This is a genomic window from Sphingomonas sorbitolis, from assembly GCF_036663875.1.
GTDB lineage: Bacteria > Pseudomonadota > Alphaproteobacteria > Sphingomonadales > Sphingomonadaceae > Sphingomonas.
In genome coordinates, this window is the sequence record NZ_JAXOJS010000002.1 from 441,791 (window position 1) to 459,258 (window position 17,468).

Here is a 17,468-nt window from a genome sequence, read left to right on the forward strand (position 1 = left end):
TCCCACGCGTAAACACCACCCCGGCACTAAGCCGCCACCCCGGCATAAGCCGCCACCCCGGCATAAGCCGCCACCCCGGCGGAGGCCGGGGCCCAGTTGGTGGACGTTGCTAACTGAGCGCCGCGCTTCGTTACTGCCACCTTACCAACTGGGCCCCGGCCTCCGCCGGGGTGGTGCACTAAAACCGAGCGCTCCTACCGCCTTCTTGTTCTCCCGCGAAGGCGGGAGCCCAGTCTGGATCCCCGCCTTCGCGGGGAAACAAGCTTCTGCGCTTAAACCGTTACCGCGAAGCCGCCATAGTCCGCCGGTACATCACCCACGTCAGCACCGCGAACAACACCGTCCCGCCAACCAGCGCCATGCTCGCAAACCCATCTCCAACGAGCGCCAACGGCGTCTCCTTGTTGGTCAGGTACACGATCCCCGCAAAGCCGACGCCCCACAGCGACTCCCCGACGATCATGCCCGTCGCGGTCAGCACACCCATCCGCTTGGCAAGTTCAGGATCCCGAGCCCGATCCGCCCAGCGATCATACGCAAACCCCACGACCGCGCCGATCGTAACCGGCAACGTCACCGACATCGGCAGATACACGCCGAGCCCGACGCCCAGCGGCGGCAACCGCAGCTTCCCCGCCTTACCCAGCAGTTCGTCGACCGCGATCACGACCACGCCGGTCAGCGCCCCATAGCCGATCATTGCCCAGTTAAGATTGCCCCCCAACACACCCTTCGCAAGCGCCGAGATCAACGCCGCCTGAGGCGCCGCCAGCGCATTAGGCCCCGCCCCCGGCGCACCGGCAAACCCAAGCGTGCTCCCGAGCAAGTTCAGCACCGGCGGCACCACGATCGACCCGAACACCACGCCGATCAGCAACGCGACCTGCTGCTTCCACGGCGTCGCGCCGACCAGCTGCCCCGTCTTCAGATCCTGCAGATTGTCGTTCGAGATCGTCGCGATGCCGAACACGATGCCCGTCACGATCAACCCGTAGGCGACCAGCGCCTGCGTCGTGCCCGGCTCGACCGCACGCCCGAACCACGACACCAGCAGGATCGACGCGGCGAGGATGGCGAGGATGCCGATCCCCGACACCGGCGAGTTCGACGCGCCGATCAGCCCCGCCATGTACCCGCAGACTGCCGCGATCACGAGGCCGATGACCAGGATAAACACGAGGCTCCCCGCGATCAGCCCGATCGCCGACGCCTCCAATGGCCCGCCCTGAAGCACGGTCCAAAGCAGGATGCCGATCGGCACCAGCATCGCCAGCGAACCGATCCCGACGATCCCGATCGGAATGTCGCGCTCTTCCAGCGCCAGCACTTCGCCGCCCCGTTTGGCCGCCGACGCCGCCAGCGCCGAGCGCACGCCACCCACGACGGGCCCGGCGATCTTCAACAACGTCCAGATCGCCGCGACGCCGATCACGCCCGCACCGAAGAACCGGACGTCCGAGCGGAACACGGTGTTGGCGATCACCTCGGCGGTCCCGGTCACGCTGCCACCCGAAGTCAGGATCGGCAGCAGTATCCACCAGCCGATCACCACGCCCGCGAACATCGCCATGCCGACCGAGATCCCGACCAGATGCCCCGCGCCGAGCAACGCGAACGACAGCCCGCCCGAGATCCCGGTCGCGCCCGCACCGACGCGAAACCACGTCGCGGCCTCGGCGGCGACCAGCTTGGTCTGCGTCAGGATCGCGAACCCGGCCGAGACGACCGCGTTGACGACGATGATGCCGAGCCCGCGCGCGCTCTCCTCGCCGCCCTCGCGACTACCCGCGCCGACCTTCAACACTTCGGCAGCCGCACGGCCCTCAGGATACGGCAACACTGTGTCGACGACGAGCGCACGGCGTAGCGGCACCGAGAACAGCACGCCGAGCACGCCGCCGAACATCGTGATCGCCGCGGTGGTGAAGAACGGAAAGCCCTGCCACCAGCCGATCATCACGAGGCCGGGCAGCACGAAGATGATTGCCGCCAGCGTTCCGGCGGCGGAGGCGATCGTCTGGACGATGTTGTTCTCGAGGATCGTCGAATCCTTGAACGCCCGCAGCACCGCCATCGAAATCACCGCGGCGGGGATCGACGTCGCGAACGTCAGCCCGATCTTGAGCCCGAGATACACGTTCGCCGCGGTGAACAGCAGCGTGATGATCCCGCCGAGCACGACGCCCCGGAACGTAAGCTCGCGCATGCTGGTCTCGGGGCCCGTGTCGGATACGCCCCGCGTTGCGTCGGTCATCTAGTCAGCCTCAAAGCAATTTGGGCGACTTGTGGCATGATGTGCAGCCAGAAGAAACCGTATCGAACGTTACTAGCTGTTCTCCCGCGAAGGCGGGAGCCCAGACTGGGCTCCCGCCTTCGCGGGAGAACAAGGAAGGGCGGGTTTACCTTGCCTACCCGCTACCGGTCCTACCGCGTCGCCATCCGCCGCGCGAAATTTACCTCGACCGCCCGCGTCACGCTCTCCGCGATCCGGCGCCGCCCTTCCTCGCTGTCGAGGAACGCAGCGTCCTGCGGGTTCGAGATATACCCCGTCTCGAACAGAATCGACGGCATGTCGGGCGCCTTCAGCACCATCAGCGACGCCATCCGGTGGAAGTTCGCCTTGAGCGGCATCAACGGCCGGGCCTCGCGCCCAAGCAGCCGCGCGAAGGTCGCCGACGCGTTCATCGTCTCGCGCTGCGTCAGGTCGATCAGGATCGACGACACGTCCGCGGGCGCCTCGCCCAGGTTCACCCCCGAGATCACGTCCGCCTTGTTCTCGCGCGCCGCCAATCGAGCGGCCTCCTTGTCGGACGCCACTTCGGACAGCGTGTACGCGGTCGCGCCGGTCGCGGTTTCCGACCCGGTGCTGTCGCAGTGGATCGAGATGAACAGGTCCCCCTTCAGCCGCCGCGCCACGCCGTAGCGCTCGCGCAGCACCAGATACCGGTCATCACTCCGCGTCAGCGCCACGCGCACGCGGCCAGAGGCGAGCAACTCGTCGCGGATGGCCTTGGCGACCTTCAGCGTCACATCCTTCTCGCGCAGCCCGTTCGGCCCGATCGCACCCGGATCGACGCCGCCATGCCCCGCATCGATCACCACCAGCGGCCGCGTGTCGTCGCCCTGCACGCGCGGCAGCTTCATCCCCCGCGCTTTGGGCGGCACCGGGACCGACACCTTGTACTTGGGCCGCGAGGCCGCCCCGAAGTTGAACGGGAAGAAGTTCAGCGGCCCGGCGATACCGGCTTCCGCGAACTGGGCGTAATCGACCGTGCGCAACGCCAGCGTCAGTTCGCGGCCGTCGGAGTCGAACCCGCCATCGGTGACGATCGCCGGCTCGGCCAGGTCGAACACCATCCGCATTCCAGACCGCCCGCTGCGCATCTGCGTCACGCCAGTCACGAGGCCGCGCGCGGCGACCTCGCGGCCCGGAGACGCGCCCGTCACGTCGACCGCGATCTGGCGCGGCCCCGTCAGCACGCGGCTCGCCGCATCGCCGACCGCCTCGTCGAACCGGATGACGATCCGCCCCTCCCTGATCGCGACGCTCTGCACGGTCGCCGCCCAGGCGGGAACGCTCGTCAGCCAGCCGGCCATGAGGGCGATTACCGCGAACACCCCGCGTCCATGCCGTGCGGATCGACCGCCGGTCCAGCGAAAAGCCATGCTACACCCCTTCGATCGATACATCCGATCACCGCAGCGATAGGTAAGCCCCTACGTCCCAAGAGCGCGTTGCAGGGTGCGGTTAATTTGCCGTTTGCCATGAATCTGCCGGCAAGGCTCTGCCGCCCCGGCAAGTCTGCGCTTTACTGCCCTTAATTCGAGCCGAAACGCGCCGGAAAGCAGCCAATATCGGGCTAGTTGCGAGATCGGGTATGCAGTGCTAGTCCTGTCGTACAGCCGTGTGTCGCCTGGATTTTACCAGCGACGCGCCGGTCTCGACGCCCGCCAGCGGATTCTCGCCGACGCGGCAATTCAGGTTGACGCTCGAATGACGCATTCCCCCCGCCCCGCACTCCGACCGGCCTTCGCCGACGGACTCGCGGTCGTGCGGGCGCCGCAGGGAGAGTTCCCGCGGCATGCACTTCGCGCAGAGGCAGTTTCGCATACCATCCGCGAGTCCGGGCGTCCGTGCCCGACCGCACCACCATCAAGCGCGCGACGGCTGCCGACAGGCCCGGCGCGCGCGCGGAGAATCTATAATGACAACGCGCATGCTGATCGACGCACGCCACCGGGAAGAGACCCGGATCGCAGTCGTCAAGGGTAACCGGATCGAGGAATTCGATTTCGAGAGTGCCGAACGCAAGCAGCTCAAGGGCAATATCTACCTCGCCAAGGTCACGCGGGTCGAGCCGTCGCTCCAGGCGGCGTTCATCGATTACGGCGGCAATCGCCACGGCTTCCTCGCGTTCAGCGAGATCCACCCCGATTACTACCAGATCCCCAAGGAAGATCGCGACGCGCTGCTCCGTGAGGAAGCCGAGCATGCTGCCGAGGAAGCCGCCCTTCGCGCCGACTACGACTCGGACGACGAAGAGGGTGACGACGAGGACGACATCGAGCGCTTCGAGGACGATGGCGGTGTAGACCCCGACGTCGCCGAAGAACTCGAGGGCGGCGAATCCGGCGAAGCCCCGCGACGGAAACGCAAGCCGAGCGCCGACGATGCCGCGGTCGAGGACCTGCGCGAGCGTCGCATGAACCTGCGCCGCCGCTACAAGATCCAGGACGTGATCCATCGCCGCCAGGTGCTGCTCGTCCAGGTCGTCAAGGAAGAGCGCGGCAACAAGGGCGCGGCGCTGACCACGTACCTCAGCCTCGCCGGTCGCTACTGCGTGCTGATGCCGAACACGTCGCACGGCGGCGGCATCTCGCGGAAGATCAGCAACGCGGGCGATCGCAAGCGCCTCAAGACGATCATGGCCGACATGCAGCTGCCGCCGTCGATGGGCTGCATCGTCCGCACCGCGGGCCTCCAGCGCTCGAAGGTCGAGATCAAGCGCGACTTCGATTACCTCGCCCGCCTGTGGGACGGCATCCGCGAAGCCACGCTCAAGGCGTCGGCCCCCGCGCTCGTCTACGGCGACAGCGACCTGATCAAGCGCGCGATCCGCGACATCTACAACAAGGAAATCGAAGAGGTCATCGTCGAGGGCGAGGACGGCTATCGCCAGGCGCGCGAGTTCATGCGCCTGCTGATGCCGACGCACGCGCGGCGCATTAAGCATTACGCCGACCCCGTGCCGCTGTTCCAGCGCGCCGGCGTCGAGGATCAGCTTGCCGCGATGTACCACCCCGTCGTCCAGCTGAAGTCAGGCGGCTACCTCGTCATCAACCCGACCGAGGCGCTCGTCTCGATCGACATCAACTCGGGCCGTTCGACGCGCGAGCATTCGATCGAGCAGACTGCGACCGCGACCAACCTCGAGGCAGCCCAGGAAATCGGCCGCCAGCTGCGCTTGCGCGACATGGCCGGGCTCGTCGTCATCGACTTCATCGACATGGATAACAATTCCAACGTCCGTAAGGTCGAGAAGGCGATGAAGGAGGCGCTCAAGAACGATCGCGCGCGCATCCAGATCGGCCGCATCTCGTCGTTCGGGCTGATGGAAATGAGCCGCCAGCGCCTGCGCACCGGCGTGCTCGAAGCATCGACGCGCGCCTGCCCGCATTGCGAGGGCACCGGCCTCGTTCGCACTGCATCGTCGTCGGGCATCTCTGCATTGCGCCTCATCGAGGACGAGGCCGCCCGCGGTCGCGGTTCGCTGCTCACCCTGCGCGCGAGCCAGGAAGCGGCGGTCTACATCCTCAACCGCAAGCGCGCCGACATCGCCGAGATCGAGGATCGCTACGGCGTGATCGTCGAGATCATCCCCGGCCAGGACGAGGAAGGCGCGCACATGACGGTCGAGGCCAGCGGCCCGCCGCCCGCGCACGCGCCGAAGTTCGTCCAGATCATCGAGGAAGACGAGGACGACCTTCCCGAAGAGATCGAGGACGAGATCGAGGACGAGATCGAGGAGGAAGAGGTCGAGGAGACCGAGGCCGAGCAGCCGCGCCGACGTGAGGGCGGTCGCGAGGGTAACGGCGAGCAGCGAGCGCCCCGTGAAGCTCGCGATGCGGATGGTGAAGGCGGCAAGAAGCGCCGTCGTCGTCGTGGTCGTCGTGGTCGCGCACGTCCCGGTGAAGAGGGCGCCGCAGAGGGTGTCAACGAGGACGGCACGTTCGAGGACGCCGACACCAACGTCGAGGAGATCGACGAGGTCGAGGGCGACATCGTCGAAGTCGGCGGTGGCGAAATGGTCTCGGCTGGCGCACCCGCCGAGCAGGCTAACGGCGTCGAGGGCGAAGGCCGTCGTCGTCGCGGTCGTCGGGGACGTCGCGGCGGTCGCCGCAACGAGCAGGGTTCGGAGAACGGCCAGTCGGTCGCCGTCAGCAGCGTCGACGACGCCCAGCTGATCGCCGAGGCCCCCGAGACGGAAGCGTACGAGCCGGTCGAGTCGACCTACGCCGAGCCGCCTTACGAACCGGCGTTCGAGCCGGTTGCGGAGGAAGCCCCAGTGGCGGAAGTCGCTGAGGGTCCGAAGATGCGCCGTCGTCCGCGTGCCCGTGCGGCAGCTGCAGCGGCGAACATCGCCGAGGCGGTCGCCGATGCAGCCCCCAAGGCACGCCGTGGTCGCAAGCCACGCGCGGTGGAAGCGGACGCCGAGACGGTTGCACCGGAGCCAGTGGTTCCGGCGCCGATCGCTCCAGAGCCCGTCGCTGCCGAGCCGGCTGCACCGAAGCCCGGTCGTCGCCGTCGCGAGGCGGTTGCGGAAGCCATGATGGACGAGGTGAGCGCAACGCCCGCCGAGACCATCGAAGCGTCGGCGCCCAAGCCCAAGCGTGCGCGTCGCAAGGCGTCGGACGCGGTGGTCGAAGCCCCGGTAGTCGAGGAAGCGCCCGCCAAGGTCGCCAAGCCCCGCGGTCGTCCGCGGAAAGCAGCCGTGGTCGATGCCGGCGATGCCGCCCCGACCAGCGAACCGCTCGCCGAGCCGATCGCAACCACCCCGCCCAAGGCCGAAGTCCAGCCACAGGACGTCGCGACTTCGGACACCAACGACGGCTCCAACGACGACCCGGACGGCGCCCCCCGCCGCGGCTGGTGGCAGCGCACCTTCGGCTAACGCCGAACGCCGTGACCAAAGAACGGGCGCGACCGAAAGGCCGCGCCCGTTTTTGTTTGTGGGGGAGGGCGGAAGCTACCGGTGAAGCGCTCCGTCCGACAAATGTATGTTTACCCGCGAAGGCGGGGACCCAGACTGGGCTCCCGCCTTCGCGGGAGAACAAGACAGGAGAGCGATACCGGGTTTGAGTCCTAACGCCGTAGCGAGGCACACCTGACTCCCCCTACCCACCACCACCCCGGCGAAGGCCGGGGCCCAATTGGAAAGGTGGCAATAACGGCACGCTGCCCCAGTTAGCCCGGTCCCCCAATTGGACCCCGGCCTCCGCCGGGGTGGTAGCTATTGCGCGGCAACGTCTCGAACGCGTCTCATGCCACTCCAAACCACCCACCCCCACCGCAAGCCAAAACCCGTCACCCCAGCGAAAGCTGGGGTATCCCACATGGCACGCGACACCCGCCAAACGGGGAGATCCCAGCTTTCGCTGGGATGACGTGGGAGAGAAACGAGCACGACACGCCCCCCAGCGCCCCCCCCCCTCAAACCCCTGTCCTACACACCCAAACCCTGCTCCCCTCCCCCAATGCCACCCACACGCCCACCAACCGCAAAAACCGCTCCCAGCGTCTGCACTTCCTATACTTCACTCCACCGCACGCCCGACCGCACGACCATTGCCCCCCCGCCCCCAATCGACGATACCCCGTAATATGAAGCGCCTAGTAGCCGCCGCAGCCACCGCCCTCCTCCTCTGGACGACGCCCCTCCAGGCCCAGTCGATCCTCCGCGACGCCGAGACCGAAACCATGTTCGCGGAGATGTCGAACCCGCTGATCAAGGCCGCCGGGCTCTCGACGCGCGACGTGAAGGTCGTCCTCGTCAACGACGAGTCGATCAACGCGTTCGTTGCCGGTGGTCAGACCGTCTACGTCCACTCGGGCCTCATCCAGGCCGCCGACAACGCCAACGAAGTCCAGGGCGTCATCGCGCACGAGCTCGGCCACATCGCCGACGGCCATGTCGTCCTCGCCGATCGCGGCACCAAGCCGGCAATGGGCATGTACCTGCTCTCGATGGTGCTCGGTCTCGCCGCGATGGCGGCCGGCAGCGGCGAGGCCGGCGCCGGCATCATGGCGGCGGGCCAGCAGGCGGCGATGGGCAGCTACCTCTCGTTCAGCCGCGTCCAGGAATCGACCGCGGACGCGACCGGCGCGAAATTCCTGCGCGAGGCGAACGTCTCCGGTCGCGGCATGCTCAGCTTCTTCAAGAAATTGCAGCAGCAGGAATACCGCTTCGGCACCGCCAACATCGATCCGTTCATGCAGTCGCATCCGCTCTCCGGCGAGCGCGTCGCGACGCTCACCGCCGACCTGCAAGCCTCGCCCGCCTGGGCCAACAAACCCGACGCCGCGCTCGAGGAACGCTTCCGCCGCGTGAAGGCGAAGCTCGCCGGCTACGTCATGCCCGCCGACCAGACGCTGCAGGCCTACCCGCCCAGCAACCAGTCGATCTACGCGCACTACGCCCGCGCCTACGCGTATCACAAAGCCGGCTACCCCGACAAAGCCGATGCCGAAGCCAACGCGCTCGTAAAGGCCGAACCCACCGACCCGTATTTCCTCGAGATCAAGGGTCAGATTTTGCTCGAAGCCGGCAAGCCGACCGAATCGCTGGTCCCCCTGCGCGAAGCCACCGAAGGCTCGCGCAACAATCCGCTGATCGCCACCACCTTCGGCCATGCGCTGATCGCGACCGAGAACAAGGCGAACTACCCCGAGGCCACCAGGGTCCTGCGCACCGCGGTCGGCCGCGACGACCAGAACCCGTTCGCCTGGATGCAGCTCGGCACCGTCTACGAACTGACCGGCGACACAGCGCGCGCCGCGCTCGCCACCGCCGAACGCGCGAGCATGGGCGGCGACATGCGAACCGCCTCGGCGAGCGCGCAATATGCCCTCGCGAACATCCCGGCGAACACGACCGACTGGATCCGCGCGCAGGATATCGCGATGGCGGCGCAGAACGAGATGGACGACAACCCCAAGCAGTATAAGCGCCGCAAATGAGCAAACTTACATTCCCAGCGATCGCAATCGCGGGCGCCGTCATCGGAGGCCTTGCGGTCTGGGGTTTCGACCGCCAGGGCGACGGCATCGAGCGCGCGCGGGTCGAATCGATCGTCCACGACTACGTCCTCGCGCACCCCGAGATCCTCCCCGAGGCGATGGAGAAACTGCGCGACCGCGAGTCCGGCAAGACCGTCACTGCCAACCGCGACGCGATCGTCACGCCGTTCGGCAGCGCCTGGGCCGGCAACCCCAAGGGCGACGTCACGCTGGTCGAATATTTCGACTATAACTGCGGCTATTGCCGCGCGAGCCTGCCGATGATCGCCAAGCTGATCGCCGCCGACCCGAAAGTCCGCGTCGTCTTCCGCGAACTCCCCATCCTCAGCGCCGAAAGCCGCATCGCCGCCCGCGCCAGCCTCGCCGCCGCGCAACAGGGCAAGTTCGCCACCTTCCACGACGCGCTCTACGCCGGCGGCCCCGTCAGCGACGCCTCGATCGCGGCCGCCGCGGGCAAGGCCGGGGTCGACACGACGCAGGCCAGCTTCACCAAGACCGCCGACGCCGAGATCGCCAAGAACATGGAAACAGCCGCCAAACTCGGCATGACCGGGACGCCGAGCTGGGTCGTCGGCGACCGCGTGTTGTCGGGCGCCCTCCCCCTCGAAGACCTGCAAAAAGCCGTAGCAGCAGCCCGCGCTGGCTAATCCCACCCACTCCCGTCATCCTGACGAAAGTCAGGATCCAGAGCCACAATCGGAACGCGCATGGCTCTGGATCCTGGGTCGAGCCCAGGATGACGGGATTTGGGTAGCCCGCCCCCTATCAATAGGCACGTCCCACCCCCATCTGACACCCACGAAAAAGGGGTGCCAATGACCGAACCGATCCTGTCCATCGCGGGCGTCACCAAAACCTACAAGAGCGGCACCACAGCCCTCCACCCCGTCGACCTCGACATCCAGAAGGGCGAGATTTTCGCCCTCCTCGGCCCCAACGGCGCTGGCAAGACGACGCTGATCAGCATAATCTGCGGCATCGTCACGCCGTCCGCCGGGACGATCAAGGTCGCCGGCTACGACGCAATCCGCGATTATAAGCAGGCCCGCAGCCGCATCGGCCTCGTGCCGCAGGAACTCAATGTCGACATGTTCGAGACGGTGCTCGCCACCGTCACCTTCAGCCGCCGCCTGTTCGGCCGCTCGGGCCACAGCGCGTATATCGAGCAGGTGCTCCGCGACCTCTCGCTCTGGGACAAGCGCGACGCGAAGATTCGCGAACTCTCCGGCGGGATGAAACGCCGCGTCCTGATCGCCAAGGCACTCGCACACGAACCCGAAATCCTGTTCCTCGACGAGCCCACCGCGGGCGTCGACGTGGCGCTGCGCCGCGACATGTGGAAGCTCGTCCACCGCCTGCGCGAAGGCGGCACGACGATCATCCTGACGACGCATTACATCGAGGAGGCTGAGGAAATGGCCGACCGCGTCGGTGTCATCAACAAGGGCAAGCTGCTCCTCGTCGACGACAAGGCGTCGCTGATGAAGAAGCTCGGCAAGCGCGAACTCGACATCGCGCTCCAGGACCCGATGACGACGATCCCGCCGGAACTCGCCGACTGGGATGTGGCACTGGAAGACGACGGCAAGCGCCTGCGCTACGTGTTTGATGCACAGGCCGACCACACCGGCATCCCGTCGTTGCTGCGCAAGCTCAGCGAACTCGGCATCGGCTTCAAGGATCTCGAAACCAGCAAGTCGAGCCTCGAAGACATCTTCGTCGATCTCGTCGGAGAACGCGCATGAATACCCATGGCATCTGGGCGATCTATCGCTTCGAAATGGCGCGCGCGCTGCGCACGCTGTGGCAAAGCCTAGTCACGCCCGTCCTCACCACGTCGCTGTATTTCATCGTCTTCGGCGGCGCGATCGGCAGCCGCATGCAGCAGGTCGGCGGCGTCGGTTACGGCAGCTTTATCGTCCCCGGCCTGATCATGCTGTCGCTGCTCACGCAGAGCATCTCGAACGCGTCGATCGGGATCTACTTCCCCAAATTCACCGGCACGATCTACGAGCTGTTGTCGGCGCCCGTCTCGGCAATGGAGATGGTGATCGGCTATGTCGGCGCGGCGACCACCAAGTCGGTGATCCTCGGGCTGATCATTCTCGCCACCGCCTCGTTCTTCGTGCCGCTGCGGATCGAGCACCCGGTCGCGATGATCGCGTTCCTGATCCTGACCGCGGTCGCGTTCAGTCTGTTCGGGTTCATCATCGGCGTATGGGCGAACGGCTTCGAGCAGTTGAACTTCGTCCCCGCGCTGCTGATCACGCCGCTGACGTTCCTCGGCGGCGCGTTCTACTCGATCGACATGCTGCCCCAGCCGTGGCGCACGTTCAGCCTGTTCAACCCGGTCGTCTACCTGGTGAGCGGTTTCCGCTGGAGCTTCTTCGGAGTGGGCGACGTCGCGGTCGGGGTCAGCCTCGCGGTGACGGCGGGCTTCCTTGCCGTGTGCCTGATCGCGATCGCCTGGATCTTCAAAACCGGCTGGCGGATGAAGAACTGAAGGAAGACAGACGCACCACCCCGGCGAAGGCCGGGGCCCAGTTGGGGGACGGTAATAGCGAAAGACCGCGCTCCGTTACGTCGACCTTTCCAACTGGGCCCCGGCCTCCGCCGGGGTGGGCAGCTGTCCGCAGACCCTACCGCATGACCGGCAACGTGATCCGCGAGCCCGCGCAGACCTTCTGTGTCGCCTTCACGTAATCCCCCGCCTTCGCCCGCGCGATGTTCGCCACGAACGACTGCGGGTTGCGGTCGATCATCGGGAACCAGCTCGACTGGATTTGCACCATGATCCTGTGCCCCGCCTTGAAGACATGGTCGTGGTCGCGCAGCGGCACGTCCCACGCGACGACCTTCCCCGGCACCAACGGCTGCGGCGCCGTATCGCTCGCCAGGAAGCGCCCGCGCCGCACCTCCATCGCGATCGGCAACTGATACCCGTTGAGCGTCCGGGCATAGTCGCCCGGCTGAAGGCTACGCGCCGTCATCGACTCGGTATCGTCTGGCAGCACGTCGATCAGCTTCACCACGAAATCGCTGTCCGTCCCGCTGGTCGATGCCTGCAACGTCGCCGACAGCGCCCCCGTCACCGTCAGGTCGGCAGTCAAAGGTTCCGACACATACCCCAGCACATCGGGCCGGTGATCGACGAAGCGCTGGTCGTCCGCCTCCCACCATGCCCAGTCCGGGCTGGCATAGGTCGCCGACATGGGTCGCCGGCGGAACGGCACCGGGTTCGCCGGATCGGATACGTAATCGCGACATCCCTCACCCGCGGCCGGCGCGGTGAACGACAGGCTGCCGTCCGCGTGCAAATACAGCTCGGTCGTCTTCGCGCCCGTCGGAGGCCAGGCAGCATAGGTCTTCCACACATTCGACCCAGACTGGAACATCTTCGCCGCAAAGTCCGGCCGCGGTCCCTTGCCGTGCAGCCAGTATGCGAAGAACGGTGCCTGGATCTGCTCCTGGAACTGCGTGCCGCTCGCCGTGCCAAGCGGAATCGGCCCGAGATGATCCGCCACGCCCTGCCACCCGCCATGCCGCCACGGCCCGGCCACCATCTGCGCCAGATGGTTCGGGTCGTTGCGCTTCTGACGCGCATAGATCTGCCACGAGCCCCAAGGATCCTCCTGATCCCAGAACCCGGCGACGTTCAGCGTCGGCACGGTCGTCTTGCCGAGCGAATCGGTCCAGCGCTGCGCCGTATAGAAGCCGTCGTGATTGGGATGGTCGAGCAGCGACGTGAACATCGGCACGCGCCCCTTGAACACGGTCCGGTCGATCACCTCCGCCGAGCCAGCCTTGAGGAAATAATCGTAGGTATCGCTCGGATACGCGAAGTCGGAATTCTTCGTCTTGTCGAGTTGCAGCGACGACACCCAGTCGGTCGCATAGCTCAACCGCAGCGCGCCGTTGCGGTGCAGGTCGTCCGACTGCCAGTAATCGATCCACGCCGCCTGCGGGGAGACCGCCTTCAACGCCGGATGCGGGTTCGCCAGCGCGACGGCGGCGGCGAACCCGGGGTATGACACGCCCCACATGCCGACCTTGCCATTATTGGCGGGGACGTTCTTCACCAGCCAGCCGACGGTGTCGTAGGCATCCGTAGCCTCATCGACCGCTTTCGGATCGCCCGGGTGGACCGCGGTCGACAGCGTAAACACCCCGTCCGACTTGAACCGCCCGCGCATCGACTGGAACACGAACACATAGCCGTCCTTCATCAACGGCGCGAAGCGATCGGCGGTGGCGAACGGCGCATCGGGCACGCCATACGGCGTCCGCTGGAGCAGGATCGGCAGCGGCCCGGTCATCCCGCGCGGCCGCATGATGACCGTCTGCAACTTCGCCCCGTCGCGCATCGGCACCATCACCTCTTCGAACGTGAAAGGCGACTGGATTGCGGTTTGCGGCGCGGTCTGCGCAAGCGTGGCGGCAGGCACCGCGGCGGTGATCGCCAATGCGAACAGGAGGGCGTGGCGCGACATGGACTTTCCCTTCGTGAACCGTGGCCCGATTGGACGAACCCACGCTCGCGAAGTCAAGCCGCGCGCCACGCCCCGGTCAGCGCCGGTCGCAATGCCAACGAATTGAGATCGATCAGTGCGTGCAGGAGCATCGCGAGCCACAGCTCGCCGGTCATCAGGTAGATCGCTGCCATCAGCGCGCCGACGAGCGTGGTCGCGATCACGCCTGCCCGCCCCTGATACAGGTGCATCGCGCCGAACACCGCGATCGCCACCCCGAACGCAATGAAGGCGTTGCCCGTGACGAGAACTATCAGCAGCGGCAGGAACAGGCGGAAAGCAAGTTCTTCCGAAACGCCCGCGGCGATCGACATGGCGGCGGCGTGCATGATCTCCGGCCGGTTGCGCGGCAGGAGCGACCCGACATTGCCGATCGTCTTGAGGATACGCCAGTTGCGCCGCGTGGCGAGGATCGCGCCGATGATCAGGCCACCCAGCGCACTGCCGAAGATCATGGCGAGCATCTCCGCACGGCTATCGCCGGCGAGGCTTGGCAGGAGTTTGCGGAGGGCGTCAAACTCGGGGGGGACGATGACGATGGCGTCGAGGCGACCCAGTAGCGCGAGGCCGATGATGGCCGGCAGGACGAAGGCGATCGCGGCCTTGGCGATCCAGAGGCGGTAGGTCTTCTGCCGCGAGGCGGTGTCGGGGCGGCGCTTGATGCGGCGATAGCCGAGGAGGTCGCCTTTGAGGAACCAGACCATGCTCATGAGGGTGGCGAGGAGGAGGGCGTTGGGAAGGATCATGTCGACACTTCGCCCTTCATGCGTTCCACCGCTTGGCCTTGTTGTTCTCCCGCGAAGGCGGGAGCCCAGTCTGGGTCCCCGCCTTCGCGGGGAAACAAGGTGGTTAGGTCACCACCCCGACCCAGTACTCCACCCCGGCGGAGGCCGGGGCCCAATTGGAACGTCCAGAGTAACTAAGCGCATCGCTCCGTTAGCGGCGTTCCCCAATTGGGCCTCGGCCTTCGCCGGGGTGGTATTAGTGGCTCAGACTCAGTCCGTCCGATGCTCGCCCTTGACCCAGCGCACCGTCCCCGACGACGCGCGCATCACCACGCTCTCGGTGGTCATCTTGCCCTTCTTCCGCTTCACGCCCGCGAGCAGCGAGCCATCCGTCACGCCGGTCGCCGCGAAGATGCAGTCGCCCTTGGCCAGCTCGGACAGATCATACTGCTTGTCGAGATCGGTGATCCCCCACTTCGCCGCACGCCCACGCTCGTCGTCATTCCGGAACAGCAACCGCCCCTTGAACTGGCCACCGACGCAGCGCAGCGCCGCGCACGCCAGCACACCCTCGGGCGCGCCACCGGAGCCCATGTACACGTCGACGGTCGTCTCAGGGTCGGACGTGGCGATCACGCCCGCGACGTCGCCGTCACCGATCAGCATGATCCCGCAGCCGACCTTGCGCAGTTCGGCGATCAGCGCCTCGTGACGCGGCCGATCGAGCACGCACACGATCAGGTCGCGCGCCGGTACGCCCTTGGCGGCCGCAACCGCGTTGATGTTCTCGGTCGGCGTCTTGTCGAGATCGATGATGCCCTCGGGATAACCCGGGCCGACCGCAATCTTGTCCATGTAGACGTCGGGCGCGTTGAGCAGCCCACCCTCTTCGGCGATCGCCAGCACGGCGAGGCTGTTCGGCCCCGCGGTCGCGCAGATCGTCGTGCCTTCCAGGGGATCGAGCGCGATGTCGATCTTCGGGCCCTTGCCGATCGCCGAGCCGACCTTCTCGCCGATGAACAGCATCGGCGCCTCGTCGCGCTCGCCCTCGCCGATCACGACCGTGCCGTCCATGTACAGCGAGTTGAGCGCCTCGCGCATCGCCTCGACCGCCGCCGCATCCGCTGCCTTCTCGTCGCCGCGCCCGACGAGCGTGGAGGCGGCGATCGCCGCCGCTTCGGTCACGCGGACCATTTCGAGGACGAGTACGCGGTCGAGAACCTGGCTGGCAGCAGCGGTCAAAGTCTATCTCCTCGGTATGTTTGGCCCCGGATAGGCAGCGCCCGCCGGGTTGTCGACTCGATCAGTCCCTCAGCAGGTCATTGATCGAGGTCTTCGAACGTGTTTGTGCGTCGACCCGTTTGACGATCACGGCGCAATACAGCGCAGGCTTGCCGTCACCACCGCCGATCGAGCCTGGCACGACCACCGCGTACGGCGGCACCTCGCCCTTGAACACTTCGCCGGTCTCGCGATCGACGATCTTGGTCGATGCACCCAGATACACGCCCATCGACAGCACCGCGCCCTCGCCGACGCGCACGCCCTCCGCCACTTCCGCGCGCGCGCCGATGAAGGCGCCATCGCCGATGATGACGGGGTCCGCCTGCAGCGGCTCGAGCACGCCGCCAATGCCGGCGCCCCCCGACAGGTGTACGTTCTTGCCGATCTGCGCGCAGGAGCCAACGGTGGCCCAGGCATCAACCATAGTGCCTTCACCGACATAGGCGCCGATGTTGACGAAGCTCGGCATCAGGATCGCACCCTTGGCGATGAAGCTGCCGCGCCGCGCGACCGCGCCAGGAACGACGCGAATGCCAGCCGATCGGAACTCGGCCTCGCCCCAGCTCGAGAACTTCGACGGCACCTTGTCGAACCCAGGCGCGCCAGCCGAACCGCCGTCGATCACGACGTTGTCGTTGAGCCGGAACGAGAGCAGCACGGCCTTCTTCAACCACTGGTTGACCTGCCAGCCATCAGCGGTCGGCTCGGCAACGCGCGCGGTCCCTGCGTCCAGCATCGCCAGCGCGGACTCGACGGCGTCGCGAACCTCGCCCTTGGTATCCAGGCCAAGGTTCGCGCGGTCGTCCCAGGCGGCGTCGATGATGGTCTGCAAGGTCATGATGTCTCCAGGATGGTTTCGAGCCACGGCGCAAGCACCGGCACGGTAAAGTCGATGTGATCGCGCGCCGCGTCGGGCGACTGCTCGGAGCCGTTGTCGATCCACACGGTGGTCATCCCGATCGCCTTGGCCGGCGTCAGGTTGCGCGCCATGTCGTCGGCGAAGAGCGACTCCCGCGGGTCGATATCGAACGCCGCGCAGAACCCGGCATAGGCCGACGCATGCGGCTTCGGCATCAGGTTCATCGCATGGATATCGTGGATCGCCTCGAAGCTTTCGCTCAGCCCGAGCCGGTCGAGAATCCGCGTTGCGTACGGCGTGTCGCCATTGGTGAAGACGAGCTTGCGCCCCGGCAGCTTCGCGATCGCGGCGACCAGCGGCGCGTCGTGCTCGATCACGTCCATCTCAATGTCGTGGACATGCGCCAGGAACGCGTGAGGATCGACTTGATGCTCGGTCATCAACCCCGACAGCGTCGTGCCGTGATTGTGGAAATACCCCTTCTGCACCCGCCGCGCTTCCTCGTGATCGAGCCCGAGCAGGTCCTGGATGAACCCGGTCATCCGCGCGTCGACCTGCGCAAAAAGGTCCGCGCTCGCCGGATACAGCGTGTTGTCGAGATCGAAGATCCAGTTGCGGACATGGGCAAGGCGGGGGTCAAGGCGGGCAAGCATCGCGCGAACCTCTAGGCACCGCGAACCAACCGGGCAAGCCGGCTCCGGACGGCCCCTTGTTTATCATCGCGTAACACTTTGTATTCCATTAGCTTGTCCGGGCAACAGGGGCGGAATTCA

The 17,468-nt window shown here is 66.5% G+C and carries 12 protein-coding genes; 5 read left to right on the forward strand and 7 right to left on the reverse strand.

What is annotated here, in order from left to right:
• Positions 1 to 280: 280 nt before the first annotated feature.
• Both U1763_RS07400 and U1763_RS07405 read right to left on the reverse strand, forming a co-directional pair.
• Positions 281 to 2,254, reverse strand: coding sequence for an OPT family oligopeptide transporter (locus U1763_RS07400; protein WP_332754703.1), 1,974 nt, complete (start codon positions 2,252 to 2,254; stop codon positions 281 to 283).
• A gap of 170 nt (positions 2,255 to 2,424) precedes the next feature.
• Positions 2,425 to 3,666 carry an N-acetylmuramoyl-L-alanine amidase gene (locus U1763_RS07405; protein WP_332754704.1) on the reverse strand — a complete coding sequence of 414 codons (1,242 nt, stop codon included), beginning with the start codon at positions 3,664 to 3,666 and terminating at the stop codon, positions 2,425 to 2,427.
• A 539-nt stretch (positions 3,667 to 4,205) separates the two neighbouring features.
• Between U1763_RS07405 and U1763_RS07410 the strand changes: the two genes are divergently transcribed.
• From U1763_RS07410 to U1763_RS07430, 5 genes are all read left to right on the forward strand, one after another.
• Positions 4,206 to 7,172, forward strand: a complete 2,967-nt coding sequence (locus tag U1763_RS07410; protein WP_332754705.1) for an Rne/Rng family ribonuclease — start codon at positions 4,206 to 4,208, stop codon at positions 7,170 to 7,172.
• Positions 7,173 to 7,882: 710 nt separating this feature from the next.
• Complete coding sequence (locus U1763_RS07415) at positions 7,883 to 9,238, forward strand: M48 family metalloprotease (protein WP_332754706.1); 1,356 nt, start codon at positions 7,883 to 7,885, stop codon at positions 9,236 to 9,238.
• A complete protein-coding gene (locus U1763_RS07420; protein WP_332754707.1) occupies positions 9,235 to 9,945 on the forward strand; it encodes a DsbA family protein in 711 nt (236 codons plus the stop codon). The genes U1763_RS07415 and U1763_RS07420 overlap by 4 nt, the downstream gene beginning before the upstream one ends.
• Before the next feature lie 168 nt (positions 9,946 to 10,113).
• A complete protein-coding gene (locus tag U1763_RS07425) occupies positions 10,114 to 11,043 on the forward strand; it encodes an ABC transporter ATP-binding protein (protein ID WP_332754708.1) in 930 nt (309 codons plus the stop codon).
• Positions 11,040 to 11,801 carry an ABC transporter permease gene (locus tag U1763_RS07430; RefSeq protein WP_332754709.1) on the forward strand — a complete coding sequence of 254 codons (762 nt, stop codon included), beginning with the start codon at positions 11,040 to 11,042 and terminating at the stop codon, positions 11,799 to 11,801. Before U1763_RS07425 ends, U1763_RS07430 begins: the two co-directional genes overlap by 4 nt.
• A gap of 136 nt (positions 11,802 to 11,937) precedes the next feature.
• Here the strand turns inward: U1763_RS07430 and U1763_RS07435 are convergent, their stop codons facing one another.
• From U1763_RS07435 to U1763_RS07455, 5 genes are all read right to left on the reverse strand, one after another.
• A complete protein-coding gene (locus U1763_RS07435; RefSeq protein WP_332754710.1) occupies positions 11,938 to 13,788 on the reverse strand; it encodes a CocE/NonD family hydrolase in 1,851 nt (616 codons plus the stop codon).
• 53 nt (positions 13,789 to 13,841) lie between these two features.
• The gene (locus U1763_RS07440) at positions 13,842 to 14,573 is read right to left on the reverse strand and encodes a CPBP family intramembrane glutamic endopeptidase (RefSeq protein WP_332754711.1); all 732 of its coding nucleotides are present in this window, start codon (positions 14,571 to 14,573) and stop codon (positions 13,842 to 13,844) included.
• A 249-nt stretch (positions 14,574 to 14,822) separates the two neighbouring features.
• Positions 14,823 to 15,794: a class II fructose-bisphosphatase gene (glpX, locus tag U1763_RS07445; protein ID WP_107963207.1), complete on the reverse strand. Its 972-nt coding sequence runs from the start codon at positions 15,792 to 15,794 to the stop codon at positions 14,823 to 14,825.
• A gap of 61 nt (positions 15,795 to 15,855) precedes the next feature.
• Positions 15,856 to 16,674, reverse strand: coding sequence for a 2,3,4,5-tetrahydropyridine-2,6-dicarboxylate N-succinyltransferase (gene dapD / locus U1763_RS07450; protein WP_332754712.1), 819 nt, complete (start codon positions 16,672 to 16,674; stop codon positions 15,856 to 15,858).
• On the reverse strand, positions 16,671 to 17,348 hold the full coding sequence (locus U1763_RS07455) for a pyrimidine 5'-nucleotidase (RefSeq protein ID WP_332754713.1): 678 nt from the start codon (positions 17,346 to 17,348) through the stop codon (positions 16,671 to 16,673). The genes dapD and U1763_RS07455 overlap by 4 nt, the downstream gene beginning before the upstream one ends.
• Positions 17,349 to 17,468 lie beyond the last annotated feature (120 nt).